This window comes from Agromyces sp. NPDC029043 (assembly GCF_055564615.1).
On record NZ_JBVHVX010000008.1, the window covers coordinates 136,330 to 162,137 of the forward strand.

The 25,808-nt window shown below is 69.2% G+C and carries 22 protein-coding genes; 3 read left to right on the top strand and 19 right to left on the bottom strand.

Going from position 1 to position 25,808, the window contains the following annotated elements; genetic code table 11:
* Positions 1-32: 32 nt before the first annotated feature.
* From nrdF to nrdH, 4 genes are read right to left on the bottom strand one after another with little or no spacing between them, the layout of a single operon-like run.
* The gene (gene nrdF / locus ACZ4TW_RS12215; protein WP_465542993.1) at positions 33-1,052 is read right to left on the bottom strand and encodes a class 1b ribonucleoside-diphosphate reductase subunit beta; all 1,020 of its coding nucleotides are present in this window, start codon (positions 1,050-1,052) and stop codon (positions 33-35) included.
* Between the two features lie 57 nt (positions 1,053-1,109).
* On the bottom strand, positions 1,110-3,215 hold the full coding sequence (gene nrdE / locus ACZ4TW_RS12220; RefSeq protein ID WP_465542994.1) for a class 1b ribonucleoside-diphosphate reductase subunit alpha: 2,106 nt from the start codon (positions 3,213-3,215) through the stop codon (positions 1,110-1,112).
* A 35-nt stretch (positions 3,216-3,250) separates the two neighbouring features.
* A complete protein-coding gene (nrdI, locus tag ACZ4TW_RS12225) occupies positions 3,251-3,676 on the bottom strand; it encodes a class Ib ribonucleoside-diphosphate reductase assembly flavoprotein NrdI (protein ID WP_465542995.1) in 426 nt (141 codons plus the stop codon).
* Between the two features lie 51 nt (positions 3,677-3,727).
* Positions 3,728-3,961, bottom strand: coding sequence for a glutaredoxin-like protein NrdH (gene nrdH, locus ACZ4TW_RS12230; protein WP_204392042.1), 234 nt, complete (start codon positions 3,959-3,961; stop codon positions 3,728-3,730).
* A 372-nt stretch (positions 3,962-4,333) separates the two neighbouring features.
* Here nrdH and ACZ4TW_RS12235 point away from each other — a divergent pair, with 372 nt between their 5' ends.
* Positions 4,334-5,287 (top strand): alpha/beta fold hydrolase, encoded by a 954-nt coding sequence (locus ACZ4TW_RS12235; RefSeq protein WP_465542996.1) that lies wholly within the window; start codon positions 4,334-4,336, stop codon positions 5,285-5,287.
* A gap of 275 nt (positions 5,288-5,562) precedes the next feature.
* Here ACZ4TW_RS12235 and ACZ4TW_RS12240 read toward each other — a convergent pair whose 3' ends face one another.
* The 5 genes from ACZ4TW_RS12240 to ACZ4TW_RS12260 all read right to left on the bottom strand — a co-directional run bounded on the left by ACZ4TW_RS12240 (position 5,563) and on the right by ACZ4TW_RS12260 (position 11,707).
* Entirely contained in the window at positions 5,563-6,600 is a 1,038-nt protein-coding gene (locus ACZ4TW_RS12240; protein ID WP_465542997.1) for a LacI family DNA-binding transcriptional regulator, read from the bottom strand.
* 126 nt (positions 6,601-6,726) lie between these two features.
* Positions 6,727-7,848 carry a galactofuranose ABC transporter, permease protein YjfF gene (gene yjfF / locus ACZ4TW_RS12245; RefSeq protein WP_465542998.1) on the bottom strand — a complete coding sequence of 374 codons (1,122 nt, stop codon included), beginning with the start codon at positions 7,846-7,848 and terminating at the stop codon, positions 6,727-6,729.
* Positions 7,845-8,891, bottom strand: coding sequence for an ABC transporter permease (locus ACZ4TW_RS12250; protein WP_465542999.1), 1,047 nt, complete (start codon positions 8,889-8,891; stop codon positions 7,845-7,847). The genes yjfF and ACZ4TW_RS12250 overlap by 4 nt, the downstream gene beginning before the upstream one ends.
* Positions 8,888-10,543 (bottom strand): sugar ABC transporter ATP-binding protein, encoded by a 1,656-nt coding sequence (locus ACZ4TW_RS12255; protein ID WP_465543058.1) that lies wholly within the window; start codon positions 10,541-10,543, stop codon positions 8,888-8,890. The genes ACZ4TW_RS12250 and ACZ4TW_RS12255 overlap by 4 nt, the downstream gene beginning before the upstream one ends.
* A gap of 180 nt (positions 10,544-10,723) precedes the next feature.
* Positions 10,724-11,707, bottom strand: coding sequence for an ABC transporter substrate-binding protein (locus tag ACZ4TW_RS12260; RefSeq protein WP_465543000.1), 984 nt, complete (start codon positions 11,705-11,707; stop codon positions 10,724-10,726).
* 417 nt (positions 11,708-12,124) lie between these two features.
* Between ACZ4TW_RS12260 and ACZ4TW_RS12265 the strand changes: the two genes are divergently transcribed.
* Positions 12,125-13,093 (top strand): NAD-dependent epimerase/dehydratase family protein, encoded by a 969-nt coding sequence (locus tag ACZ4TW_RS12265; protein WP_465543001.1) that lies wholly within the window; start codon positions 12,125-12,127, stop codon positions 13,091-13,093.
* Here the strand turns inward: ACZ4TW_RS12265 and ACZ4TW_RS12270 are convergent.
* Positions 13,088-13,675 (bottom strand): HhH-GPD-type base excision DNA repair protein, encoded by a 588-nt coding sequence (locus tag ACZ4TW_RS12270; RefSeq protein ID WP_465543002.1) that lies wholly within the window; start codon positions 13,673-13,675, stop codon positions 13,088-13,090. The genes ACZ4TW_RS12265 and ACZ4TW_RS12270 overlap by 6 nt on opposite strands.
* A 152-nt stretch (positions 13,676-13,827) precedes the next feature.
* Here ACZ4TW_RS12270 and ACZ4TW_RS12275 point away from each other — a divergent pair, with 152 nt between their 5' ends.
* On the top strand, positions 13,828-14,208 hold the full coding sequence (locus tag ACZ4TW_RS12275) for a glyoxalase superfamily protein (protein WP_465543003.1): 381 nt from the start codon (positions 13,828-13,830) through the stop codon (positions 14,206-14,208).
* Positions 14,209-14,311: 103 nt separating this feature from the next.
* Here the strand turns inward: ACZ4TW_RS12275 and ACZ4TW_RS12280 are convergent, their stop codons facing one another.
* The 9 genes from ACZ4TW_RS12280 to ACZ4TW_RS12320 form a co-directional block, all read right to left on the bottom strand.
* Positions 14,312-15,430, bottom strand: coding sequence for a LacI family DNA-binding transcriptional regulator (locus tag ACZ4TW_RS12280; protein WP_465543004.1), 1,119 nt, complete (start codon positions 15,428-15,430; stop codon positions 14,312-14,314).
* Between the two features lie 11 nt (positions 15,431-15,441).
* Positions 15,442-16,965 carry an L-arabinose isomerase gene (gene araA / locus ACZ4TW_RS12285; protein ID WP_465543005.1) on the bottom strand — a complete coding sequence of 508 codons (1,524 nt, stop codon included), beginning with the start codon at positions 16,963-16,965 and terminating at the stop codon, positions 15,442-15,444.
* Positions 16,966-17,031: 66 nt separating this feature from the next.
* A complete protein-coding gene (locus ACZ4TW_RS12290) occupies positions 17,032-18,642 on the bottom strand; it encodes a xylulokinase (protein WP_465543006.1) in 1,611 nt (536 codons plus the stop codon).
* On the bottom strand, positions 18,639-19,379 hold the full coding sequence (locus tag ACZ4TW_RS12295; RefSeq protein WP_465543007.1) for an L-ribulose-5-phosphate 4-epimerase: 741 nt from the start codon (positions 19,377-19,379) through the stop codon (positions 18,639-18,641). The genes ACZ4TW_RS12290 and ACZ4TW_RS12295 overlap by 4 nt, the downstream gene beginning before the upstream one ends.
* Before the next feature lie 217 nt (positions 19,380-19,596).
* The gene (gene mmsB / locus ACZ4TW_RS12300) at positions 19,597-20,841 is read right to left on the bottom strand and encodes a multiple monosaccharide ABC transporter permease (protein WP_465543008.1); all 1,245 of its coding nucleotides are present in this window, start codon (positions 20,839-20,841) and stop codon (positions 19,597-19,599) included.
* Between the two features lie 32 nt (positions 20,842-20,873).
* Positions 20,874-22,403 (bottom strand): multiple monosaccharide ABC transporter ATP-binding protein, encoded by a 1,530-nt coding sequence (gene mmsA, locus ACZ4TW_RS12305; RefSeq protein WP_465543009.1) that lies wholly within the window; start codon positions 22,401-22,403, stop codon positions 20,874-20,876.
* Positions 22,404-22,534: 131 nt separating this feature from the next.
* Entirely contained in the window at positions 22,535-23,608 is a 1,074-nt protein-coding gene (gene chvE / locus ACZ4TW_RS12310) for a multiple monosaccharide ABC transporter substrate-binding protein (protein ID WP_465543059.1), read from the bottom strand.
* A 173-nt stretch (positions 23,609-23,781) separates the two neighbouring features.
* On the bottom strand, positions 23,782-24,501 hold the full coding sequence (locus ACZ4TW_RS12315; RefSeq protein WP_465543010.1) for an L-ribulose-5-phosphate 4-epimerase: 720 nt from the start codon (positions 24,499-24,501) through the stop codon (positions 23,782-23,784).
* Positions 24,502-24,690: 189 nt separating this feature from the next.
* Positions 24,691-25,743 (bottom strand): LacI family DNA-binding transcriptional regulator, encoded by a 1,053-nt coding sequence (locus ACZ4TW_RS12320; RefSeq protein WP_465543011.1) that lies wholly within the window; start codon positions 25,741-25,743, stop codon positions 24,691-24,693.
* Between the last annotated feature and the right edge of the window lie 65 nt (positions 25,744-25,808).

A 25,808-nucleotide genomic window follows, 5' to 3' on the forward strand; every position in this document is an offset into this window, starting at 1 on the left:
CTGGGCGTAGATCGGTGACCAGTCTCTTCCGCCTAGAAGTCCCAGTCCTCGTCCTCCGTCACGACCGCCTTCCCGATCACGTACGACGAGCCCGACCCTGAGAAGAAGTCGTGGTTCTCGTCGGCGTTCGGCGAGAGGGCCGCGAGGATCGCAGGGTTCACGTCGGTGACGGTCTTCGGGAACATCGGTTCGTAGCCGAGGTTCATGAGGGCCTTGTTGGCGTTGTAGTGGAGGAACTTCTTGACGTCTTCGGTGAGGCCGACGCCGTCGTAGAGGTCCTGCGTGTACTGCACCTCGTTGTCGTAGAGCTCGTAGAGCAGCGAGAACGTGTAGTCCTTGATCTCGTCGCGGGTCGCGTCATCCACCCGCTCGAGGCCCTTCTGGAACTTGTAGCCGATGTAGTACCCGTGCACGGCCTCGTCGCGAATGATGAGGCGGATCAGGTCGGCCGTGTTCGTCAGCTTCGCCCGCGACGACCAGTGCATCGGGAGGTAGAAGCCCGAGTAGAACAGGAACGACTCGAGCAGCGTCGAAGCCACCTTGCGCTTCAGCGGGGAGTCGCCCTGGTAGTACTCCATGACGATCGCGGCCTTCTTCTGAAGGTTCTCGTTCTCGACCGACCAGCGGAACGCCTCGTCGATGTCCTTCGTGGAGCACAGCGTCGAGAAGATCGAGGAGTAGCTCTTCGCGTGCACCGACTCCATGAACGCGATGTTGGTGTACACCGCCTCTTCATGAGGGGTCAGCGAGTCGGGGATCAGCGACACCGCGCCGACCGTGCCCTGGATGGTGTCGAGCAGCGTCAGGCCCGTGAACACGCGCATCGTGAGCTGCTGCTCCTCGGCGGTGAGCGTGTTCCACGACTGGATGTCGTTCGACAGCGGCACCTTCTCGGGCAGCCAGAAGTTGTTCACGAGACGGTTCCAGACCTCGAGATCCTTGTCGTCCTGGATGCGGTTCCAGTTGATCGCGTTGACGTGGTCGACCAGCTTGACCTTGCCCTGGTGGGCGGGGTCGTTCGTGGCCGAGTTGACCGGGTCGGTGAGGGTCATGTCAGTTCCTTCTGAAACGGATGGCTCGAAGCGGATGTCGATACTGAGGATTACTCACTACAGCGTGCAGCTGACGCACATGTCGAGCTCCGTGCCCTCGAGCGCGAGCTGGCGGAGCCGGATGTAGTAGATGGTCTTGATGCCCTTCTTCCACGCATAGATCTGCGCCTTGTTGATGTCGCGCGTCGTCGCGGTGTCCTTGAAGAAGAGGGTGAGCGAGAGACCCTGGTCGACGTGCTGCGTCGCCGCGGCGTAGGTGTCGATGACCTTCTCGTAACCGATCTCGTACGCGTCCTGGTAGTACTCGAGGTTGTCGTTCGTCATGAACGCCGCCGGGTAGTAGACGCGACCGAGCTTGCCTTCCTTGCGGATCTCGATCTTCGACGCGATCGGGTGGATCGACGCGGTCGAGTTGTTGATGTACGAGATCGAGCCGGTCGGCGGCACCGCCTGCAGGTTCTGGTTGTAGATGCCGTGCTCCTGGATGGAGGCCTTCAGCTCCTGCCAGTCGTGTTGCGTCGGGATGTGCACCCCGGCGTCGGCGAAGAGCTCGATCACCTTCGGGGTCTGCGGCACCCACGCGACATCCGTGTACTTGTCGAAGAACTCACCCGACGCGTACTTCGAGTCCCAGAACCCGTCGAACACCTCGCCGCGCTCGATCGCGATCTTGTTCGACGCCTTCAGCGCGTGGAACAGCACCGTGTAGAAGTAGATGTTCGTGAAGTCGACGCCCTCGTCGCTGCCGTAGAAGATACGCTCGCGGGCGAGGTAGCCGTGCAGGTTCATCTGGCCGAGGCCGATGGCGTGCGACTTGTCGTTGCCGTCTTCGATCGAGCGCACCGACGCGATGTGCGACATGTTCGACACCGCGGTCAGGCCCCGGATGGCGGTCTCGACCGTCTTGCCGAAGTCGGGCGAGTCCATCGTCAGCGCGATGTTCAGCGAACCCAGGTTGCAGGAGATGTCCTTGCCGATCTGGTTGTAGCTGAGGTCTTCGTTGTAGGTCGTCGGCGTGTTGACCTGCAGGATCTCGGAGCACAGGTTCGACATGTTGATCCGGCCCTTGATCGGGTTGGCCTTGTTCACCGTGTCTTCGAACACGATGTACGGGTAGCCCGACTCGAACTGGATCTCGGCGATCGTCTGGAAGAACTCGCGCGCGTTGATCTTCGTCTTCTTGATACGCGGGTCGTCGACCATCGCACGGTAGTTCTCGGTGATCGGCACGTCGCCGAATGGCTTGCCGTAGACGCGCTCGACGTCATACGGCGAGAACAGGTACATGTCCTCGTTGTTCTTCGCGAGCTCGAACGTGATGTCGGGGATGACGACACCGAGCGAGAGCGTCTTGATGCGGATCTTCTCGTCGGCGTTCTCGCGCTTGGTGTCGAGGAACCGCATGATGTCGGGGTGGTGCGCCGACAGGTACACCGCGCCGGCGCCCTGGCGCGCGCCGAGCTGGTTCGCGTACGAGAACGAGTCCTCGAGCAGCTTCATGACGGGGATGATGCCGCTCGACTGGTTCTCGATCTGCTTGATGGGCGCACCCGACTCGCGGATGTTGCTGAGCAGCAGGGCCACGCCGCCGCCGCGCTTCGACAGCTGCAGCGACGAGTTGATACCGCGGGAGATCGACTCCATGTTGTCTTCGATGCGGAGCAGGAAGCACGAGACGAGCTCGCCGCGCTGCGCCTTGCCCGTGTTGAGGAACGTCGGCGTGGCCGGCTGGAAGCGGCCGCCGATGATCTCCTCGACCAGGTCGATCGCGAGCTGCTCGTCGCCCTGCGCGAGGCCGAGCGCGGTCATCACCACGCGGTCCTCGAAGCGCTCGAGGTACCGCTTGCCGTCGAACGTCTTCAGCGTGTAGCTCGTGTAGTACTTGAACGCGCCGAGGAACGTCTCGAAGCGGAACTTCTTCGAGTACGCCAGGTCGTTGAGCTTCTGGATGAACTCGAACGAGTACTGCTCGAGCACCTCGGGCTCGTAGTACTCCTTCTCGACGAGGTAGTCGAGCCGCTCCTTCAGCGAGTGGAAGAAGACCGTGTTCTGGTTGACGTGCTGGAGGAAGTACTCGCGCGCGGCTTCCTTGTCCTTCTCGAACTGGATCTCGCCGTTCGGCCCGTACAGGTTCAGCATCGCGTTGAGGGCGTGGTAGTCCATGCCCGCGTTGCTGGTGCGCGGCGCGTCGATGAGCGCTACGCCACTGTCGTTGCCGGATGCTGCTGCGTTGACCAAAATGCGTCCAATCCCTCGTCGACGGCGCGAACGTCGTCGGGTGTTCCGAATACCTCGAAGCGATACAGGTGCGGCACGTGGCACTTCGCGGCGACGATGTCGCCGGCGAGGCCGTAGGCCGTACCGAAGTTGGTGTTGCCGGCGGCGATGACGCCGCGGATGAGTGCGCGATTGCGCGGGTCGTTCAGGAACCTGATGACCTGCTTCGGCACGGCGCCCTTGCCGTCGCCGCCGCCGTAGGTCGGCACCACGAGCACGTACGGCTCGTCGGCGACGAGCGGCGCATCGCTCGCGTGGAGCGGGATGCGCGCCGCCGGTCGCCCGAGCTTCTCGATGAAGCGCGCGGTGTTGCCCGACACGCTCGAGAAGTAGATGAGGTTCGTCATTGCTGCTCCAGGTTCCGCATCACGACCCCCCGGTCGCTGCTCCCGGGAGCGTTACGCCAGCCGGCTCGCCAGCTCGTCGATCTTGTCGGGGCGGAAGCCCGACCAGTGGTCTTCGTCGGTGATGACGACGGGGGCCTGCAGGTACCCGAGCTCCTTCACGGCAGCGAGCGCCTGCTCATCCTGCGAGAGGTCGAGCACCTCGTACTCGATGCCCTTGCTGTCGAGGGCCCGGTACGTCGCGTTGCACTGCACGCAGGAAGGCTTGGTGTAGACCGTGACCGTCATCTCGAAAACCCCTCTTCTCTGGCTCCTGAGGAGCCGTTCCCCCGGTGGTGCCTGGTGTACTTCGATACTACATCTAGTGTCTGAGTAAATGCACGACCACAAGATGCTGTAGTTACATTCGTGTAGTTTTCCACCGCGTTCTCCACCGTCCATCCCCAGCCCGAGACGGGCCTGACCGGCGGATTTCCGCGGTTCGGGTCGCAGTTCTCCACAGGCCCGCTCGTCCGAGCGGATTCCGCCTGTGGGGAGATGCCGGGCGTGTCGCGGCGTGTCGCGCCATCCCGACATGTGGGCCTCACGGCCCACCCGACCCCCACATGTGGTGTTGTCCGTTCCTCATGCTTCCACCAGCCACCGACATCGGGCCGCCGGATGCCACGGCGCGTCGTGCCACGAAGCGCCCCGCGCCATCCGCTCGACGCCGCAACCCCTGTCGGACGCCGGCCCGCCCCGGTAGCGTGGCCCGCGGAGCCGAACCGACGCAGTACCCGAACCTGCGAGGAGGACCGCATGTCCCACACCGTGATCTCGCGCGACGGCACGTCGATCGCCTACGACCGGGAGGGCAGCGGCCCGCCCGTGATCCTCGTGGGCGGCGCGTTCCAGTTCCGCGCGTTCGACCCGACGACGAGGCAGCTCGCGAAGCTGCTCGCCGCCCGCGGCTACTCGGTGATCAACTACGACCGGCGCGGCCGCGGCGAGAGCTCGCACGACGCGACCATGACGCTCGCCGACAACATCGCCGACCTGTGGGCCATCGTCAGCGAGCTCGAGCGAGTCGGCGACGCCGACGCCGGGGTCGCGTTGTTCGGCAACTCGTCGGGCGGCGCGATCGCGCTCGCCGGCGCGGCCGCCGGGCTCCCGGTGAACGCGCTCGTCGTCTTCGAGGTGCCGCTCGATCGCGAAGGCGGCAACGAAGGCGAGGAGTTCCTCGCCGGCCTGCGCGATCGCATCGCCGGCGACGACCCCGACGCGGTCGTCGAGTACTTCATGAAGGACATGCCGCCCGAATGGCTCGCGCAGTCCAAGTCGAGCCCGTCCTGGTCGCTCATGGTGCGCATCGGCCCGAGCCTCGAAGCCGACGCCGAGTCCATGGCATGGTCGCAGTCCGCGCCGCACCGCGAGCTGTTCGGCCGCGTCACGGCGCCCGCGCTCGTGCTCGTCGGCGAGGAGACGCTCGACGTGATGGGCCCCGCGGCCGATGCGATCGCCGCCGCGCTCCCGAACGGCGAGCGCCGCGCCATCCCGGCCGCCCAGCACCAGTGGCAGCCCGAGCAGATGGCCGAGACGATCGCGGAGTTCCTCGACCAGCACGTCGAGCGCTGAGACCGCCGCCGCCGGCCCTCGGCCGAGTGTCACCGTTCGGGCCGAACGCGGCCGTTCCCGCAGCAACACTCGCCGCGAACGGAAGCACTCGAACACGAGTGGGAGGGGCGCCGGCCGTCGGGGCCCGCAGCGCCCTGCACGCGTTCCCGACGATCGCATGAGAATCCCCGCCAGAGATCCGCCTGGGGCGGTATGCCGGGGATTCTCATGCATCCGCACCAGCCGGGCGAGCCGGCGCCCGAGCCTGCACGAAGTGCCGGTCGGGGCGAGCCGGCTCAGGAGGTGACGGCGGCGCGGTCGCGCGTCGGCGCGGCCGTGCTCGTGCGCACGACGAGGTCGGGCACGCGCGGTGCGGGCATCCGGTCGTCGTCGTTGAGCACGGCGAGCACGCCCGCCATGGCGTCGCGCCCGAGCGCGTCGAAGTCCTGCCGCAGGGTCGTCAGCGGCGGCGCGAAGAACGCCGCCTCGGGGATGTCGTCGAACCCCACGATGCTCACGTCGCCCGGCACCGACAGGCCGGCCTCGGCGAACGCGTGCATCACGCCGAGCGCCATCTGGTCGTTCGCGACGAACACGGCGGTCATCTCGGGGTCGGTCGCGAGCGTGCGCCCGTGCACGTACCCACTGCCGGGCGACCAGTCGCCGAGCAGCGGTTCGCGCGCCGCGAGGCCGTGCTCGCCGAGGGCGGCGCTCCACCCGCGCACGCGCTCCGCGCCGTCCATCGCGTTGGCGGGCCCGGCGACGTGACGGATGCCGCGGTGCCCGAGCCCGATGAGGTGCTCGACGGCGAGCCGCGCACCCGCGTACTGGTCGAGCCAGACCCGGTGCATCGAGCCGCGGTCCTCCGAGGCCACGGCGACCACCGGCACGCCGAGCTCGATGCCGTCGAGGGCGTCGAGCGCGGCCCGGTTCGCCGCGATGAGCACGATCGCCTCGACGTTCTGCCGCACGAGCAGCTCGGCCGTGGAGCGCATGCTCGCGGCATCCGTCTCGAGCATGCTCGCCGTGATGACGGCGTACCGCGCATCGCGTGCGGCTTCGTTGAAGTGCAGCGCCGTCGACGACGGCCCGTAGTCGGGCGCGCCGGTGACGATGAGCCCCAGCGTGCGGGTGCGCCGCGTCACGAGCGCTCGCGCCGCCGGCGACGGCACGTACCTCAGCTGCTTGATGGCCTGCTCGACCCGCGCCCGGGTCGCCGGGCGCACGTTCGGCAGGTCGTTGAGCACGCGCGACACCGTCTGGTGCGACACGCCGGCGAGCCGGGCCACGTCGAAGATCGTCGCCGCCCGGGTCCTGTCGTCGTGATCGCTCACTCGCTGCCTGGCTCCCTGCCCCGCGCCCCCGGCGCGCTCGTCATGTCGATTATCCCGCCCGGACCTGCCGGAACGGGGAGGGGCAAGGCCCGGCTCGACGCCGGGCCCTGCGCCATCCGCTGCGCGTCAACGCCGTCTGGCGGTGAGCACCTTCTGGAGGATGATGAACACCAGCAGCAGCGCGCCGATGAAGATCTTCGTCCACCACGACGAGAGCGTGCCCTCGAACGTGATGATCGTCTGGATCACGCCGAGCACGAGCACGCCGAGCACCGAGCCGAGCACGAACCCGTACCCACCGGTGAGCAGCGTGCCGCCGATGACGACCGCGGCGATCGCGTCGAGCTCGGTGCCGATGGCCGTGAGCGGGTAGCCCGAGAGCGTGTAGAACGTGAACAGCACGCCCGCCAGGCCCGAGCAGAAGCCCGAGATCACGTACACGAGCACCTTGGTGCGCGCGACCGGCAGGCCCATGAGCAGACCGGATGTCTCGCTGCCGCCGATCGCGTACACCGTGCGGCCGAAGCGCGTGCCGTGCAGCACCCACACGGCGAGCGCGACCACCACCAGCGCGATGATCACGCTCGGCGTGATCGACATGCCGCCGCCGAGCGGGATGCGCGAGACCGCGAGCTGCACGAACGTCGGGTCGGTGATCGAGATCGACGACTGGCTGATCACGTAGCAGAGGCCCCGCGCGAGGAACATCGCCGCCAACGTCGCGATGAACGGCTGCACCTTGAACACGTGGATCATGAGGCCGACGAGCAGGCCGAGCACGCTGGTGAGCACCAGGATCAGCGGGATCACCGCCCCCGGCGACCATCCGGTCTGCAGCAGGCTCGCCGCGATCATGCCCGACAGCGCGACGACCGCGCCGACCGACAGGTCGATGCCGCCCGTCAGGATCACGAACGTCATGCCGACCGCGAGCACGATGAGGTACGCGTTGTCGACGAGCAGGTTGAGGAACACCTGCCCCGAGAAGAATCCGCGGTAGCGGATGCCGCCGACGACGAACACCGCGACGAACAGGATGGCGGTGACCGTCACAGGCCCGTACTTGGGGCTCGTCAGGAGCGCGGCGGCGGAGCGGCCCGCGCGGGCGATCGGGCTGCCGCCGGATGGCGCGGGGCCGGTGCCCCGGCCTCGTCCGGCGGCCCCGCGGCCGGTGCCGCGGGTGGGGCGCGCCACGCGCCGGGAGCCGCCGCGCGAGGGGCGGTCGGGGGCGTCGAGCAGCTTGGTCATGATGCGGCGAGCCCCTTCCCGGCTCGGACGGCGAGGCGTCTGCGGAACCCGCTGAGCGCCTCGGCCGTGGTCGGCGACTGGAGAAGGCAGACGACGGTGACGACGGCCGCCTTGAACACCATGGTCGCGATCGGCGGGATGCCGACCGTGTAGACCGTGGTCACGAGGGTCTGGATGACGAGCGCCCCGACCAGCGTGCCGAGCAGCGTGTACCGGCCGCCGGCGAGCGACGTGCCGCCGATGACGACCGCGAGGATCGCGTCGAGCTCGATGAACAGGCCCGTGTTGTTGGCATCCGCCGCCGCGGTGTTGGCGGTGAGGATGAGGCCCGCGATAGCCGCGCAGAACGCGCTGAACGTGTAGACGGCGAACAGCAGCCCGCGGGCGCGCACGCCGGCCTGGCGGCTCGCTTCGGGGTTGATGCCGACCGACTCGATGAACATGCCGAGCGCGGTGCGGCGGGTGATGAGCGCCGCGGCGCCGAACACGACGGCCGCGATGATGGCCGCGATCGGGAACCCGAGCCAGAAGCCCGAGCCGAGCGCCTTGAACGGCGGGCTGTTCACGGTGATGATCTGGCCCTCGGTGATGAGCATCGCGACGCCGCGGCCCGCGGTCATGAGGATCAGCGTCGCGATGATCGGCTGGATGCCGAGCACGGCGACCAGGAACCCGTTCCACACGCCGAGCACCAGGGAGATGAGCAGCGCCACGGCGACGGCGACCGCGACGGTCGCCGGGCTCGCAGGCTCGGGCGACCCGAGGATGATCGAGCACGCGACCGCGCCCGAGATCGCGGCGACCGCGCCGACCGAGAGGTCGATGCCGCGGGTGGCGATGACCAGGGTCATCCCGACCGCGATGATGAGCGTCGGCGCACCGTTGCGGAGGATGTCGATGAGGCTGCCGAACAGGTGCCCCTCGCGGACGGTGATCGTGAAGAAGCCGGGGAACGCGATCAGGTTGATCGCGAACAGGACGAGCAGCATCACGACCGGCCAGAACAGCCGGCTGGCGACGATGCGGGCGAGCAGGGCGCTCATCGGGTGCCTCCTGCGGCAGGATCGGTGGGTTCGGGGGTGACGGATGTCACGGGGGTGCCGGATGTCGCGGGGATGCCGGCCGCGACGGCCGCGGGCGCTGCCGCACCTGATGTCGCCGTCGGGCCATCGGCCAGCTCATCGAGCGCCTCGTCGTCGGACGCGACCCGGCCGTCGGCGATGAGCGCCAGCAGCGAGTCGACCGTGAGGCCGTCGTTCTCGAGGTCCGCGACGACGTGCCGGTCGCGGAGCACCACGACGCGGTGGCTGAGCCGCAGCACCTCCTCGAGCTCGGCCGAGATGAACAGCACGCTCATGCCGTTCTCGGCGAGGTTGAAGACGAGCTTCTGGATCTCGGCCTTCGCCCCGATGTCGATGCCGCGCGTTGGCTCGTCGAGGATCAGCAGGCGGGGTGCGATCGCGAGCCACCGCGCGAGCAGCACCTTCTGCTGGTTGCCGCCCGAGAGGTTGCGCACGAGCGCGTCGGGGTTGCCGGGTCGGATGTTGAGGGCCTGGATGTAGGACTGCGCGAGCTCGTCCTGCTTCTTCTTCGGGATGGGTCGGAACCAGCCGCGATCGGCCTGCAGCGCGAGCACGATGTTGTCGCGCACCGTGAGGTCGCCGACGATGCCCTCGTCGCGCCGGTTCTCGCTCGAGAACGCGATGCGCTTGGAGATCGCCTGGCGCGGCGTGCGCAGCTTCACGGTCTCGCCGCGGATGGTCAGCTCGCCCGTGTCGGCCCGGTCGATGCCGCCGAGCAGGCGCGCGAACTCCGTCCGGCCGGAGCCGAGCAGGCCCGCCAGGCCCACGACCTCGCCGGCCGCGATCGGGAGGTCGGCGGGATTGATCGCGCCGCGACGCCCGAGCCCCTCGGCCGAGACGAAGGTCGCGGCATCCGATTCGTCGACCACCGCCGTGTGGACGCGCTGCTCGAGCTCGTCGAGCGCGGTGAACTCCTTGCCGATCATCTTCTGCACGAGGTCGATGCGCAGCAGCTCGTCGACGAGGTACTCGCCCACCAGCTTGCCGTTGCGCAGCACCGTGAGGCGGTCGCAGATCTCGTACACCTGGTCGAGGAAATGCGAGACGAACAGGATGGCGACGCCCTGGTCCTTGAGCGAGCGGATGACGCGGAACAGCTCGGCGACCTCGTCGGTGTCGAGCGACGAGGTCGGCTCGTCGAGGATCAGGACCTTCGCGTTCACGTCGATCGCGCGCGCGATAGCCACGAGCTGCTGCACCGCGAGCGAATGGTCGCCGAGGAGCGAGCCCGGGTCGATCTCGAGGCCGAGCCCCGCGAGGATCGCGCGCGAGCGTGGGCGCATCTCGCGCCAGTCGACCGAGCCGAACCGCCGGGGCTCGCGCCCGAGCAGGATGTTCTCGGCGACCGACAGGTTCGGCAGGAGGTTCACCTCCTGGTACACGGTCGCGATGCCCGCGGCCTGGGCCTGGGCCGGGCCGCTGAACGAGACCTGCTCGCCCGCCAGCGTGATCGTGCCGGAGTCGATGCCATAGACGCCCGTGAGCGCCTTGATGAGCGTCGACTTCCCGGCGCCGTTCTCGCCCATGAGCGAGTGCACCTCGCCCGGGAACATGCGGAAGTCGACGCCGTCGAGCGCCTTGACGCCCGGGAAGGTGATCGAGATGTCGCGCATCTCGACGACCGGCGCCGGCGTGGCTGGTGCCTGGGTCACGTGTCTCTCCATCGAGGTGTGGTGGCGGCATCCGCTCGTGCGTTGCCGTGGGTCGAGAGGAGGGGAACGGCGGGTGCGCGCTTGGACGCCGCGCACCCGGCGGGTCCGAGGGGCGGATGCCGCGACATCCGCCCCTCGGGCTCAGTACTGCCGGTCGGGCAGAGCCTCGATGGCCTGCTCCTGGTTGAAGGTCGTCTCCTCGGTGATGATGCGCTTCTCGACCTCGCCACCGTCGTTGAGGGTCGTGATGATCTCGACCAGCTGCTTGCCGAGCAGCGGCGAGCACTCCACGATGAAGTTGATCTTGCCGTCGGCGAGCGCCTGCATGCCGTCCTTGACCGCGTCGACCGTGACGATCTTGATGTCCTCGCCGGGCTTCAGGCCCGCCGCCTCGATCGCCTCGATCGCGCCCAGGCCCATGTCGTCGTTGTGGGCGTAGACGAGGTCGATGTCGGGGTTCGACTTCAGCAGCGCCTCCATGACCTGCTTGCCGCCGGCGCGGGTGAAGTCGCCGGTCTGGCTCGCCACGACCTGCAGATTCGAGTTCTGGCGGATGACGTCGGCGAAGCCCTCGGCACGGTCGATCGCCGGTGCGGCGCCCGTCGTGCCCTCGAGCTGCACGATGTCGACCGGCTCGGTCGCGTCCTTGTACTCGTCGAGCACCCAGAGGCCGGCCTTCTTGCCCTCCTCGATGAAGTCGGAGCCGAGGAAGCTCACGTAGAGCGACTCGTCCTGCGAGTCGACGGCGCGGTCGGTGAGCACCACGGGGATGCCGGCGGCCTTGGCCTCGTTGAGCACCGCGTCCCATCCGGTCTCGACGACCGGCGAGAAGGCGATGTAGTCGACGTCCTGCTGGATGTACGAGCGGATCGCCTTGATCTGGTTCTCCTGCTTCTGCTGGGCGTCGGAGAACTTGAGCTCGATGCCGGCCTCCTCGAAGGCGGCCTGGATGTCCTTCGTGTTGGCCGTGCGCCAACCCGACTCGGCGCCGACCTGGGCGAACCCGACGACGAGTTCGTCGAGCGGCTTGGGGCCTTCCGCGGCAGCGTCGCCGCCGCCGCTTGCACAACCGGCCAGGGCTACGAGCATCGCGCCGGCGGCGGCGATGCCGATGAGCTTCTTCATCAGCTGGAACCTCCTTGTTCACGTGCCGGCGGCGGGCTGCTGCGGAGTCTCGGTGCGCCGGGCGGCCAGTCCGTTCGGGCCGCATCGTGATGTTAGCGCTCACAAGTGAGCGCTCACAAGAGTGAATTTCGCAAGAGATCGATCGCGCACCCGCGCGGCCCGGGAATCCGCCGCCGCCGCCCGTTCGACGGCCGATCAAGAGCGCAGGCGGATGCCGGTCCGCACTCGCCCGCCCAGGAATGTGAGCGCTCATGTTCGCCGACGCCGCCACTGGCGCTCGACCCACCCCCGAGCCGCGAGATGCCGGTTCCGCCGGGATCGCGGCGTGGGCTCCCGGCGGAAGCGGCAACTCGATCCAGGGCGGAGCGCGTCGGACGGTTCATCCGTGCGTCATGGGGATGCGGCAGGATGCTCGACATGACCGAGCCGTTCCACCTCGTCGTCGGTGCCGGACCCGTTGGCACCGCGCTCGCGCTGCGGCTGGCGCACGGCGGCACGCGCGTGCGCGTCGTCACGCGTTCGGGCGGCGGCCCGAGCCATCCGCTCGTCGAACGGGTCGCGCTCGACGCGAGCGACCCCGCGCGCCTGGCCGACGCCGCCGGCGGGGCCGTCGTCGTCTACAACTGCGCGAACCCCGGCGCGTACCCGCGGTGGGAACGCGTCTGGCCGCCGCTCGCCGCGTCGATCCTCCGGGCCGCCGAGGCATCGGGCGCCGTGCTCGTGACGATGAGCAACCTGTACGGCTACGGACCGGTCGACGGCCCGATGCGGCGCGACACCCCTCTTCGGCCGACCGATCACAAGGGAGCGCTGCGCGCTCGCATGTGGGAGGATGCGCTCGCCGCGCACGAGGCCGGACGCGTTCGCGCGACCGAGGCGCGCGCATCGGACTACCTCGGTCCGACCGTGCCGACCTCGAACGGCCTGCTTCCGATGTACGCCGCGAAGACGCTCGCGGGGCGCCGGGCGACGGTGTTCGGCGACGCCGACGCGCCCCACAGCTGGACCGCGGTCGACGACGTCGCCGCGACCCTCGAGGCGCTCGGGCGCGATCAGCGCGCCTGGGGCTCGGCGTGGCTCGTCCCGTCGAACCCGCCCGTGAGCGTGCGCGACGTGCTGCGCGCCCTCGGCGAGCGCGCCGGCACGGGCCGACCCCGGCTGCGACGGATGCCGCGCTGGGTGCTCGCCGCCGGAGGCACCGTCGTGCCGATCATGCGTGAGGTCACCGGCGTGCTGTACCAGTTCGAGCGGCCGTTCGTGGTCGACGCGACCGAGACGACGGACGCGTTCGGCGTGACGCCGACCGACTGGGGTGCGCTGCTCGACGCGACCGCGCCGGCGTGGCACGAGCGCGCGACACGGCCCGCAGCCGCGGAGCGGTCATGACTTCGCGGACTTCGCGGCGGCCTTCGCGGCCTGCTTGGTCGCGCGCACCTTGGCGAGCGACTCGGGGTCGGTGATGTCGGCGACGGAGGCGAAGCATCCGTCGTCGCCGTAGTGACCGGCGGCCTCGCGCCATCCGGCCGCCTGTAGGCCCATCTGCTTGCCGAGCAGGGCGAGGAAGATCTTCGCCTTCTGGTCGCCGAAGCCCGGCAGGGCCTTGAGGCGACGCAGCACCTCGGGGCCGTCGGGATCGCCCTGCGTCCAGATCGCGGCGGCGTCGCTGTTCCAGTCGTCGCGCACCGCATTGGCGAGCGCCTGGACACGCCCGGCCATCGACCCCGGGTAGCGGTGCACCGCCGGCGTTTCCTTGAAGACGTCGACGAGATGGTCGGGGTCGACCGCGGCGATGGTCTCGGGCTTGATCGAGCCGATGCGGTCGCGGATCTTCAGCGGCCCCGCGAACGCGGTCTCCATCGCGACCTGCTGGTCGAGCAGCATGCCGACGAGCAGGGCGAAGGCATCCTCGCTCAGGAGCTGGTCGGCGGCAGCATCCCCCGTGATGTTGAGCGTGGTCATGCGGTCCATCCTTCCACCGACGCGGATGTCGCGTCGGGCGTAGCGTGTCGCTGTGCGCGCAACGGGCATTCCGGACAGGAACTGACCGCAAGCCGCGCGACGCTGGTCGCAGAAGTCACCGATGCCGGGCACGACGCCCGGCCCGAACCGGAGGACCCACCATGGACTGGAAGATCGAGCTCATCCACGTGCCCGTCAGCGACGTCGACCGCGCGAAGGCGTTCTACGTCGACAAGCTCGGCTTCAACGCCGACCACGACCAGCGCGTGAGCGACGACCTGCGGTTCGTGCAGCTCACCCCGCCCGGGTCGGCCTGCTCGATCGCGATCGGCGAGGGCCTGGGCGCCACGCTCGAGCCGGGGTCGCTCGATGTCATCCAGGTCGTGATCCCCGACGCCGACGCCGCGCTCGCCGAGCTCCGCGCGAAGGGCGTCGAGTGCGACGGCGTCGACGAGCAGGCGTGGGGTCGATTCATCACGCTCCGCGATCCCGACGGCAACCGCTGGACGCTGCAGCAGCTGCCCGACTACTCGGCCGCCTGAGACGCGGGCGGCACTCGGACCGAATGCATGAGGATCCGGGAGATGCGGCCCTCCACCGGCCCATCCCCCGGATCCTCATGCATTCGGGCCGACCCCCGCGCACTCAGGCCGACCACGGCGCGGTGCTCGCGCGCACGACGAGCTCGGGCACGCGCGCCGTGCGGTCGGGCGCCGACGGCTCGTCGCGGAGCACGTCGAGCACGGTCGCCATGATGTCTCGGCCGAGCGTGTCGAAGTCCTGCCGCATGGTCGTGAGCGCGGGCGTGAAGAACGCCGCCTCGGGGATGTCGTCGAAGCCGACGACACTGAGATCGGATGGCACGTCGACGCCCGCCTCATGGCACGCCGCCAGCAGCCCGAGCGACATCTGGTCGTTGCCGACGAACACGGCGGTGGCCCATCCGTCGGCCAGCAGCAGCCGACCGGCGGCGTGACCGGATGCCGCGAGCCAGTCACCCTCGATGGGCGACCGCTGCTCGAGCCCGTGGGCGTCGAGCGCGGCCGCGGATCCGCGGCGGCGCTCGGCGGCATCCATCGAATCCGCCGGACCCGCGACGTGCGCGATGCGCCGGTGCCCCAGCCCGATGAGATGCTCGGTCGCGAGCCGGGCGCCTGCCGCCTGGTCGAACGAGACCCGGTGCGTGCCCGGCGAGTCCTCGGAGGCGACGGCGACGACGGGCACGCCCGCGTCGATGCCGCGGAGCACGTCGACGCCCTCGCGCTCGCCCGAGATGAGCACGATGGCCTCCACGCGCTGCAGCACGAGCCGGTGCACGGCCTGGGTGAGCGCGTCGGCGTCGAGGGCGCGCATGCTCGCCTGGCTCACGGCGTACCCGGCCTCGCGAGCCGCCTCGTTGAAGCCGAGGGCCGCGCTCGACGGCCCGTAGTCGGGCCGGCCGGCCTGGATCAGCCCGATCGAGCCCGACTTGCGCCGCGCCATGGCCCGCGCGGTGGGCGACGGCGCGTAGTTCAGGTCGGCCATCGCCCGCTGCACGCGCACGCGCGTCGCGGCGGCGACCCCGGGCAGGTCGTTGAGCACGCGCGAGACCGTCTGGTGCGACACCCCGGCGTGCTTGGCCACGTCGAACATGGTCGGCACGGAGGTGGGATCAGGCGCCGGGGCCGCGCCATCCGCCGCAGTGTCGCCCCCGCCCGCCGGAGCGGACGCGACGGGCGCGGGGGCCGGATCCACCTCCCGCCCCGCCGCGTTCGCTCCGCTCATGCGCGCCTCGCTCAGAGACCCTGCGCCAGTCGGTAGTAGGCCTGGTTCCAGCGCACCTCGCGCTGGAAACCGGGCAGGGTGGTGTCCTCGTCGATGACGAGCAGCTCGGCCTTGGCCATGTCGGCGAAGTCGCGGAACACCTCGACGCCCACCGCGGTCGACATGACCGTGTGGTGCGCGGCGCCGGCGGTCAGCCACGCGGCGGCCGAGGTCTGGAAGTCGGGAGCGGGCTTCCAGACCGCGCGGCCCACGGGCAGCTTGGGCAGCGGATGCCGCAGCTCGACGTTCTCGACGACGTTCGCCGTGAGGCGGAACCGGTCGCGCATGTCGCTCAGCGCGACCACCACCGCGGGGCCCGGGTCGGCGGTGAAGACGAGGCGGACCGGGTCCTCCTTGCCGCCGATGCCGAGCGGGTGGATCTCCAGCGTCGGCTTCGACGTCGTGAGCGACGGCGAGACCTCGAGCATGTGCGCGCCGAGGATGAGCTCGTCGCCGGGGGTGAGGTCGTAGGTGTAGTCCTCCATGAGCGAGGCGCCGCCGGGCAGGCCCGCGCCCATCACGTTCGCGACGCGCACGAGGATGGCGGTCTTCCAGTCGCCCTCGGCGCCGAAGCCGTAGCCCTCGGCCATGAGGCGCTGCACCGCGAGGCCCGGCAGCTGCTTCAGTGCGCCCAGGTCCTCGAACGACGTGGTGAACGCGCCGAAGCCGCCCTCTTCGAGGAACGAGCGCAGGCCCAGCTCGATCGCCGCGCCGTCGCGCAGCGACTGGTGGCGCTCGCCGCCCTTACGCAGCTCGGGCACGACCTCGTAGAGCTCCTCGTACTCGGCGACGAGCGCATCGACGTCGGCGTCGGATGCCGCGGCCACCGCCTCGGCGAGCTCGTTGACGCCCCAGGTGTTGACCTGCACGCCGAAGCGCAGCTCGGCCTCGGTCTTGTCGCCCTCGGTGACCGCGACGAAGCGCATGTTGTCACCGAAGCGCGCGAGCTTCAGCGTGCGCGAGGCCGCGAGGCCGGCCGCCGCGCGCTGCCACGTGCCGAGCTCGGCCTGCACGCGCGGGTCGCTCGCATGCCCGACGATCGTCTTGCGCGGCACGCCGAGGCGCGTCTGGATGTACCCGAACTCGCGGTCGCCGTGCGCGGCCTGGTTGAGGTTCATGAAGTCGAAGTCGATCTCTCCCCACGGCAGCTCGACGTTCGCCTGCGTGTGCAGGTGCGCGAGCGGCTTCTGCAGCGCGTCGAGGCCGGCGATCCACATCTTCGCGGGGCTGAAGGTGTGCATCCACGCGACGAGCCCGATGACGTTGTCGGCTGCGTTGGCCTCGAGCGCGGTGCGGCGGATGGCGTCGGAGTCGGTGAGCACCGGCTTCCAGACGATCTTCACGGGCACCGCGGACGCCGCGTCGAGCGTCTCGGCGACCTGGCGCGACTGCTCGGCGACCTGCTTGAGGGTCTCGGGGCCGTACAGGTGCTGGCTGCCGGTGAGGAACCAGACCTCGTAGCCGTCGAGCGAGGTGGTGAGCGGAGTGCGGGTCATGTGCGTGTCCTTCTGGTGGAGTTCGAGTTCGAGTTCTGTTCGAGTTCTGTTCGAGTCGAGGTCGACTCAGAGCGCCTCGACGGCGGCCGCCTCCGCGGCCAGGCCGGCGCGGTACCGGTCGAGGTAGGCGGAGAATCCGGCGACGTCGGTCGGGTCGGGGTCGACGGTGTCGAAGCGGGCGGACGCGAAGACGCGCTGGTCGAGGTAGCCGCCGAGGTCGAGCTCGGCGGAGGAGCCGAGGTACGACGCGAGCACCGCCATCCCCCAGGCGCCGCCCTCAGACGCCGTCTCGCCGACCGCAACCGGTGCGTCGAGGGCGCCGGCGAGGAGCCGCTGCGCCACGCCGGCGGTGCGGAAGATGCCGCCGTGCGCGTACATGCGGTCGATCTCGACGCCCTCGCCCGCGAGCACGCGCATGCCGAGCGCGAGCGTGCCGTACACGCCGTAAAGCTGGGCGCGCATGAGGTTCGCAAGGGTGAGGCGGCTGTCGGGCGTTCGGACGATCATCGGCCGGCCCTCGGCGAGCCCGGCGATCGGCTCGCCCGAGAGGTGGTTGTAGGCGAGCAGTCCCCCGGCGTCGGCCTCGCCCTCGAGCGCCTCGCGGAACAGCACCTCGAACACCGCGTCGGAGTCGACGGCGGCACCGGCGGCCGTGGCGAACCGGGCGAACACCCCGGCCCACGCGGCGAGCTCGCTCGCGCCGTTGTTGCAGTGCACCATCGCGACGGGGTCGCCGGCCGGCGTCGTGACGAGGTCGAGCTCGTGATGCGCGTGCGCGAGCGGGCGCTCGAGCACGACCATCGCGAAGATGCTCGTGCCCGCGCTGACGTTGCCGGTGCGCGGCGCGACCGCGTTCGTCGCGACCATGCCGGTGCCCGCGTCGCCCTCAGGGGGGCACAGCGGGACGCCCGGCTGCACCGCGCCGGAGGGGTCGAGGTAGGCGGCGCCCTCGGCGCTGAGCCGTCCGGCCTCCTTGCCGGCGGGCAGCACCTCGGGCAGCAGCTCGGCGACCTTCAGGCCGGGCGCCCGGTCGGCCACGAGCCCGTCGTAGATGCCGAGCAGGCGCGTGTCGTAGTCGTGCGTGGCCGCGTCGATCGGGAACATGCCCGACGCGTCGCCCACGCCGAGCACGCTGCGCCCGGTGAGCCGCCAGTGCACGTACCCGGCCAGGGTCGTGACGAAGCGGATATCGGGCACGTGCGGTTCCACGTCGAGCACGGCCTGGTGCAGGTGCGCGATTGACCACCGAAGCGGGATGTTGAGCCCGAACCGCTCGCTGAGCTCCGCGGCCGCCGGGCCCGTGGACGTGTTGCGCCACGTGCGGAACGGCACGAGCAGGTCGCCGTCGGCGCCGAAGGCGAGGTAGCCGTGCATCATCGCCGAGACGCCGATCGCGCCGAACGTCGTGGGCTGCACGTCGAAGCGCCGCCGCACGTCCGCGACGAGGTCGGCGTACGCGGCCTGCAGCCCCGCCTCGACCGCCTCGAGCGAGTACGTCCAGCGCCGGTCGACGAACTCGTTCTCCCACTCGTGGCTGCCGACCGCGAGCACGACGGTCGGGTCCTCGGCGACGAGGCACGCCTTGATGCGGGTCGAGCCGAACTCGATGCCGAGCGACGTGCGCCCCTCGAGGATCGCGGCGCGCGCGGCATCCTGCCTGTTCACGTTCTCGCTCATCGTCGTGCGTCTCCACTCTGGCGGGCTGCGGGTGATCGACGGGCGTCCCCGGTCTGCCCGTAGACGTTCTGGTAGCGGTCGAAGAGGCGGTCGATCGCCTCCTGCGGGATCTCGATGAGCTCACCGGCCTCGCGGGCGAAGTGCACGGTGCGCGCGACGTCCTCGACCATGACGGCGGCCTTGACCGCGTCCTTCGCGTTCGCGCCGATCGTGAACGGTCCGTGGTTCTGCATGAGCACGGCGCGCGAGCGGTGTCCGGTCAGCGTCTCGACGATGCCGCGGCCGATGGAGTCGTCGCCGATGATCGCGAACGGCCCGATCGGGATCGGCCCGCCGAACTCGTCGGCCATCGCCGTGATGACGCAGGGGATCTCCTCGCCGCGCGCGGCCCACGCGACGGCGAACGCCGAGTGCGTGTGCACGACCCCGCCGACCTCGGGCATGTGCCGGTACACGTAGGCGTGCGCCGCGGTGTCGGAGGACGGGCTCCGTTCTGAGCCGGGTATGCCCGGGACCACGTTGCCGTCGAGGTCGCAGAGGATCATGTTCTCGGGTGCGAGGTCGTCGTAGCCCACGCCCGACGGCTTGATCACGAAGAGGTCGGCGCCGGGCACGCGGCCCGAGACGTTGCCGCCCGTCCAGACGACCAGCCCGTAGCGGGTGAGCTCGCCGTGCAGCCGCGCGACTTCCTCACGCACGGCGGCGATCGCCGCTTCGATCTGGGGTGCGAACGCCATGCGGCGACTCCTTCGTCTGGTTTCGTTAGCGCTAACGAAGGTCGATGTTAGCGCTAACGACGCTGCGCCTCAACCCGCCGATTCCGCGAGGGGTCTCAACTCGCCGTCAGCCCCGAGGGGCGCACGGCGTGTCGCGACCCCTCGAGAAGCGCTCGAAACCGAACGAGGGGCGGATGGCACGCGCCATCCGCCCCTCGTCGTCTGGAGGTCGTCGCGACTAGCTCCCGCCCGACCGACGCTTGTTGTACACGTCGAACGCGACCGCGAGCAGCAGCACCAGGCCCTTCACGGCCTGCTGCCACTCGATGCCGATGCCGAGGATCGACATGCCGTTGTTCAGGACACCGATGATCAGACCACCGATGATCGCGCCGCCGATCGTGCCGACGCCGCCCTGCACGGCTGCGCCGCCGATGAAGGCGGCCGAGATCGCCTCGAGCTCGAAGCCGTCACCGGCCTTCGGGCCGGCCAGGTTCAGCCGGGCCGTGAAGATCAGTCCGGCCAGGGCCGCGAGGAAGCCCATGTTCACGAACAGCCAGAAGTCCACGCGGCGCGTCTTGATGCCCGAGAGCTCGGCCGCGTGGCGGTTGCCGCCGATCGCGTAGATGTGGCGGCCGAACACCGTGCGGTTCATGACGACGCTGTACACGAGCACCAGCACGCCGAGGATGATCAGCGTGATCGGGATGCCCTTGTACGACGCCAGCGCGTACGCGAAGAACCCGATGGCCGCCGAGATCAGCACGAGCTTCGTCACGAACCAGGGCAGCGGCTCGACGTCCTGGCCGTACTTCTGGCGACCGCGGCGCGTGCGCACCTGCTGCACGACGAGAATGACGATCGCGAGCGCGCCGACGCCGAGCGTCAGCGGGTCGAGCTCGAACTCGCCGAACACGTTCGAGAGGAAGCCGTTCCCGAGCGCGCGGTACTCGGTGGGGAACGAGCCGATGTTCGCGTTGCCGAGCACGACGAGCGCGAGGCCGCGGAAGATGAGCATGCCCGCCAGCGTCACGATGAACGCCGGAATGCCGACGTAGGCGATCCACCACCCCTGCCAGACACCGACGAGGGCGCCGATGCCGAGCGAGAGGACTACCGCCAGCCACCACGGCAGGCCCCATTGCACCGCGAACACGCCGGAGCACGCGCCGACGAACGCGGCGACCGAACCGACCGACAGGTCGATGTGACCGGCGATGATGACCATCACCATGCCGATCGCGAGGACGAGGATGTACCCGTTCTGCACGACCAGGTTCGAGATGTTCTGCGGGCGCAGCAGGATGCCGTCGGTGAGGATCGCGAACAGGATCACGACGGCGAGCAGCGCGATGAAGATGCCGTTGCGACCGAGGTCGCTGAGCACGTGCGTCAGCCGGTCGGTGAACTTGTTCTGGACGGGATTGACGTTGCTGCCCGCCGCATGGGTTTCCTCGATGGTGGGGGGATTCGGATTCGACATGATGTCTCCTGATGTGATCCGTCAGCCGCGGGCTAGCGGGGCTTTTCCATGGTCATGAGCTTGAGCATCGACTCGGGCGTGGCCTCCTCGACGGGCAGCTCGCCCGTGATCCGGCCCTCGGAGAGGGCGTAGACGCGGTCGCAGATGCCGAGCAGCTCGGGCAGCTCGGAGGAGATGACGATGATCCCCTTCCCCTGGGCTGCGAGCTTGTTGATGATCGTGTAGATCTCGTACTTCGCGCCGACGTCGATGCCGCGCGTGGGCTCGTCGAGGATCAGCACGTCGGGGTCGGAGTAGATCCACTTCGACAGCACGACCTTCTGCTGGTTGCCGCCCGAGAGCTTGCCCGTCTTCACGAGCACGTTCGGCGCCTTGATGTTCATCGACTTGCGGTACTCGTTCGCGACCGCGTACTCCTCGTTGTCGTGCACGAGGCCGTACTTCTCGAGCTTGCGCAGCGACGCCATCGAGATGTTGCGCTTGATGTCCTCGATGAGGTTGAGCCCGAAGGTCTTGCGGTCCTCGGTCGCGTACGCGATGCCGTTCTCGATGGCCTCGGCGACGGTGCGGGTCTTGATCTCCTTGCCGCGGAGGAACACCTTGCCGGAGATCCTCGACCCGTAGGACTGGCCGAACAGGCTCATCGCGAACTCGGTGCGGCCGGCGCCCATGAGCCCCGCGATGCCGACGATCTCGCCCGCCCGCACGTGGAGGTTGACGTTGTCGACGATCACGCGCGACGTGTCCTGCGGGTGGTGCGCGGTCCAGTCCTCGACGCGGAGCAGCTCCTCGCCGATGTTCGGCGTGTGGTCGGGGTACCGGTGCTCGAGGTCGCGACCCACCATGTCCTTGATGATGCGGTCCTCGGTGACATCCTGCTTCGCGATCGTCTCGATCGTCTTGCCGTCGCGGATGACCGTGACGGTGTCGGCGACCTTCTTGATCTCGTTCAGCTTGTGGCTGATGATGATCGACGTGATGCCCTGCCCCTTCAGGTGCAGGATCAGGTCGAGCAGGTGGTCGGAGTCCTCGTCGTTCAGTGCGGCGGTCGGCTCGTCGAGGATGAGGAGCTTGACCTCCTTCGACAGCGCCTTCGCGATCTCGACGAGCTGCTGCTTGCCGACGCCGATCTCACGGATCTTCGTGGTCGGGTTCTCCCTCAGGCCGACCCGGGCGAGCAGCTTCGCGGCCTCGAAGTTCGTCTTGTTCCAGTCGATGAGACCGCCGGCGCCCTTCTGCTCGTTGTTGAGGAAGATGTTCTCCGCGATCGACAGGTACGGGCTGAGCGCGAGCTCCTGGTGGATGATCACGATGCCCTTGGCCTCGGAGTCGGTGAGGTCGCGGAAGGCGACCGTCTCACCCTCGAAGACGATCTCGCCGTCGTAGGTGCCGTGCGGGTACACGCCCGACAGCACCTTCATGAGCGTCGACTTGCCGGCGCCGTTCTCGCCGCAGATCGCGTGCACCTCGCCGCGCTCCACCTCGAAGTTGACGTTCGAGAGGGCCTTGACGCCGGGGAACGTCTTGGTGATGCCGCGCATCTCGAGAATGTGGTTGGTCATCCTTGCTCCTGCTCCATTGCCGGTGCGCCGTCCGGTGCGACCGATGCCGCGGCCGGGACCTGAGGCGAGGGTACTCCCGCCGCAGGTCCCGACACGCGGGGTTGCGTCATCCGTTTCGGCTCAGCGGCGAATCAGCCGTTGATTTCCTCTTCGGTCCAGTAGCCGCTGTCGACAAGCACCTCGGTGATGTTGTCCTTGACGACGATCACCGGGTCGAGGAGGTACGACGGCACGACCTTCACGCCGTTGTCGTAGTCCTCGGTGTTGTTGACCTCGGGCTCCTCGCCCTCGAGCAGCGCGGTCGCCATGTCGACGGCCACGACGGCGAGCTCACGCGTGTCCTTGAAGATGGTCGCGTACTGCTCACCGGAGTTGATCGCCTTGACCGAGTCGAGCTCGGCGTCCTGGCCCGAGATGATCGGCCACTCCTCGCCGACCGAGTAGCCGGCGTCGGTGAGGGCCGAGATGATGCCTCGCGAGATGCCGTCGTACGGGGAGAGCACGGCGTCGACCTGCGAGCCGTCGGAGTAGTCGGCCGTGAGGATGTCCTCCATGCGGCTCTGCGCCGTCTCGCCGTCCCAGCGGAGCGTCGCGACCTGCTCGATGTCGGTCTGGCCCGACTTCACCACGAGGGTGCCGTCATCGATGAGCGGCTGGAGCTCGTTCATCGCGCCGTCGAAGAAGAAGAAGGCGTTGTTGTCGTCGAGCGAGCCGGCGAACAGCTCGATGTTGAACGGGCCGGTGGGCGCGCCGTCGATGGGCGTGCCGTCGAGCTCGGTGAGGCCGAGGCCGTTCAGCACCGACCAGGCCTGCTGCTGGCCGACGACGAAGTTGTCGAACGAGGCGTAGTAGTCGACGTTCTCGGAGTCGCGGATGAGGCGGTCGTACGCGATGACCGGGATGTCGGCGTCGGCGGCGGTCTGGAGGACCTCCGACAGCGTGGTGCCGTCGATCGCGGCGATGATCAGGGCCTCCGCGCCCTTGGTGATCATGTTCTCGACCTGCGAGACCTGCGTGGGGATGTCGTCCTCGGCGTACTGGAGGTCGACGCTGAAGCCCTGCTCCTCGAGCTGCTCCTTGACGGAGTCGCCGTCCTGGATCCAGCGCTCGGAGCTCTTGGTGGGCATCGCGACGCCGATGAGGCCGCCGTCGCCGCCTCCTTCGCCGCCGCCCCCGCCGCCCGAGCACGCGGCGAGCGCGAGCATCGAACCGGCCGCCAGCGTGGCGAGGAGCACCTTCTTCGTGCTGTTCACGGTGTGTCCTTTCACTGTGTGGTCATGGACGTCGTCGTCTTGGTGACGTTGCGAAAAGCCGGCCTCGTCCATGACGACCGACCTCCCTGCGGCATCCGTCCCGAACCGCGGGTGCCGCAAGCTCTTCAGTTGTGGGCGGTACGTCGGGCGTCGGTCGCCTGTCCGTACACGTTCTGGTACCGGTCGTATAACCGGTCGATGTCCTCCTGGGGGATCGGGATCACCTCGCCCTGCTCGCGTGCGAGGTGCACGGTGCGGGCCACGTCCTCGACCATCACGGCCGCCTTGACCGCGTCCTTCGCGTTCGCGCCGATCGTGAACGGTCCGTGGTTCTGCATGAGCACGGCGCGCGAACGGTGCCCGGTCAGCGTCTCGACGACACCGCGGCCGATCGAGTCGTCGCCGATGATCGCGAACGGCCCGACCGGGATCGGCCCGCCGAACTCGTCGGCCATCGCCGTGATCGCGCAGGGGATCTGCTCGCCACGCGCGGCCCAGGCGGTCGCGTACGTCGAGTGGGTGTGCACGACACCGCCGACCTCGGGCATGTGGCGGTACACGTAGGCGTGCGCGGCGGTGTCGCTCGACGGGCTCCGTTCTGAGCCGGGGGTGCCGGGGATCACGTTGCCGTCGAGGTCGCAGAGGATCATGTTCTCGGGCGCGAGGTCGTCGTAGCCCACGCCCGACGGCTTGATCACGAACAGGTCGGCGCCGGGCACGCGGCCCGAGACGTTGCCGCCCGTCCAGACGACCAGCCCGTACCGGGTCAGCTCGGCGTGCAGGCGAGCCACGTCGGCGCGTACCCGCGCGATCGCGACCTCGATCTGCGGGCCGAAGCTGGTCACGCGGGACTCCCTCGTCGTCGGTGCGGGCCGTCATCGGACGGCGGGGTGGATCTCGTGTCCGTGTGACGGTCGATGTGACCGTTCACATGGCGAGTCACATGTTAGCCACACCCGAACCGCGGCTGTCAACTCGTCGAAGGTCACGGAACGGTAACGCGCTGCCGTCGCCCGGTGGGAACCGGGAGAGCCTCAGAACGCCGGCGGCCCGACGGAGCCTCGCACGACGAGCTCGGGCACGATCGTTCCGCGGTACTCGGGCGCCGACGCGTCGAGGTCGCCGAGCAGGAGCGCCACGCACCGCCGGCCGAGCTCGGCGAAGTCCTGCCGGACGGTGGTCAGCGGCGGCCAGAAGTGCGCCGCCTCGGGGATGTCGTCGAAGCCGATGACCGAGACATCGCGCGGGATCTCGAGCCCGGCGTCGCGCACCGCGTGCATGACCCCGAGCGCCATCTGGTCGTTGGAGGCGAAGATCGCGGTGAAGTCCCGCACCGTCAGGAGCTCCCGCCCGGCGTGATACCCGAAGTCGGCCGTCCAGTCGCCGAGGATCGGCGCGGTCGTGGGCACCTCCTGGGCGCCCATCTCGTCGAGGAACCCGCGCATCCGCGCCTCCGCCTCGATCCAGTCGCGCGGCCCCGTCAGGTGGTAGATCTGCCGATGGCCCTGCTCGATGAGGTGCCTCGTCGCCATCCGCGCGCCCGCGATCTGGTCGACCGACAGTGCGTGAGCGGGGTCGCGACCCGTGGACTGCAGCGACACGTACGGGACGTCGATCGACAGCTGGGCGAGCGTGTCGAACACGCGCACCTGCGGCGCGATCACGACGAGGCCCTCGATGCCCTGCGCGGCGAGGTGCGCGAGCCCGTCGGAGATCGAGCCGGCGTCGGACGACTCGATGTTCGCGGTGCTGACCCAGTACCCCGACTCGCGAGCGGCCGCCTCGATCGCGGCGATGCTCGACGCGGGCCCGTAGTGGGTGCTCGACGCCGAGAGGATGCCGATGGTGCGCGACCGGCTGGTCACGAGCGCCCGCGCGGCGCGGTTGGGCTTGTACTGGAGCTCGGCCATCACGTCGAGCACGCGCTGCTTGGTCTCCGGGCGGATGCTCGGGTGCTGGTTGAGCACGCGCGACACGGTCTGGTGCGACACCCCGGCCAGGCGCGCGACGTCGCGGATGCTGGGCGCGCGTCCTCGCGCGGATTCCTGCGTCGGCTCTGGCACGGTGACCTCGATCGATCTCGGCATGTTCACGGTCACACATGCCGCCGCGACCATTATGCACGCCGCAGGCCCGAATGTGACCGTCACAT

Excerpts from the sequence above, each read along its gene's own strand:
- nrdI (WP_465542995.1), bottom strand. The coding sequence starts at position 3,676 with ATGACGAACCTCATCTACTTCTCGAGCGTGTCGGGCAACACCGCGCGC.
- ACZ4TW_RS12270 (WP_465543002.1), bottom strand. The coding sequence starts at position 13,675 with ATGGACCGCATGACCACGCTCAACATCACGGGGGATGCTGCCGCCGAC.
- araA (WP_465543005.1), bottom strand. The coding sequence starts at position 16,965 with ATGACCCGCACTCCGCTCACCACCTCGCTCGACGGCTACGAGGTCTGG.
- ACZ4TW_RS12290 (WP_465543006.1), bottom strand. The coding sequence starts at position 18,642 with ATGAGCGAGAACGTGAACAGGCAGGATGCCGCGCGCGCCGCGATCCTC.
- ACZ4TW_RS12280 (WP_465543004.1), bottom strand. The coding sequence starts at position 15,430 with ATGAGCGGAGCGAACGCGGCGGGGCGGGAGGTGGATCCGGCCCCCGCG.
- ACZ4TW_RS12295 (WP_465543007.1), bottom strand. The coding sequence starts at position 19,379 with ATGGCGTTCGCACCCCAGATCGAAGCGGCGATCGCCGCCGTGCGTGAG.
- mmsB (WP_465543008.1), bottom strand. The coding sequence starts at position 20,841 with ATGTCGAATCCGAATCCCCCCACCATCGAGGAAACCCATGCGGCGGGC.
- ACZ4TW_RS12265 (WP_465543001.1), top strand. The coding sequence starts at position 12,125 with ATGACCGAGCCGTTCCACCTCGTCGTCGGTGCCGGACCCGTTGGCACC.
- ACZ4TW_RS12250 (WP_465542999.1), bottom strand. The coding sequence starts at position 8,891 with ATGAGCGCCCTGCTCGCCCGCATCGTCGCCAGCCGGCTGTTCTGGCCG.
- nrdH (WP_204392042.1), bottom strand. The coding sequence starts at position 3,961 with ATGACGGTCACGGTCTACACCAAGCCTTCCTGCGTGCAGTGCAACGCG.
- ACZ4TW_RS12235 (WP_465542996.1), top strand. The coding sequence starts at position 4,334 with ATGCCACGGCGCGTCGTGCCACGAAGCGCCCCGCGCCATCCGCTCGAC.
- ACZ4TW_RS12255 (WP_465543058.1), bottom strand. The coding sequence starts at position 10,543 with ATGCGCGACATCTCGATCACCTTCCCGGGCGTCAAGGCGCTCGACGGC.
- ACZ4TW_RS12320 (WP_465543011.1), bottom strand. The coding sequence starts at position 25,743 with ATGCCGAGATCGATCGAGGTCACCGTGCCAGAGCCGACGCAGGAATCC.
- yjfF (WP_465542998.1), bottom strand. The coding sequence starts at position 7,848 with ATGACCAAGCTGCTCGACGCCCCCGACCGCCCCTCGCGCGGCGGCTCC.
- chvE (WP_465543059.1), bottom strand. The coding sequence starts at position 23,608 with ATGCTCGCGCTCGCCGCGTGCTCGGGCGGCGGGGGCGGCGGCGAAGGA.
- nrdF (WP_465542993.1), bottom strand. The coding sequence starts at position 1,052 with ATGACCCTCACCGACCCGGTCAACTCGGCCACGAACGACCCCGCCCAC.
- nrdE (WP_465542994.1), bottom strand. The coding sequence starts at position 3,215 with ATGGACTACCACGCCCTCAACGCGATGCTGAACCTGTACGGGCCGAAC.
- ACZ4TW_RS12275 (WP_465543003.1), top strand. The coding sequence starts at position 13,828 with ATGGACTGGAAGATCGAGCTCATCCACGTGCCCGTCAGCGACGTCGAC.
- mmsA (WP_465543009.1), bottom strand. The coding sequence starts at position 22,403 with ATGACCAACCACATTCTCGAGATGCGCGGCATCACCAAGACGTTCCCC.
- ACZ4TW_RS12260 (WP_465543000.1), bottom strand. The coding sequence starts at position 11,707 with ATGAAGAAGCTCATCGGCATCGCCGCCGCCGGCGCGATGCTCGTAGCC.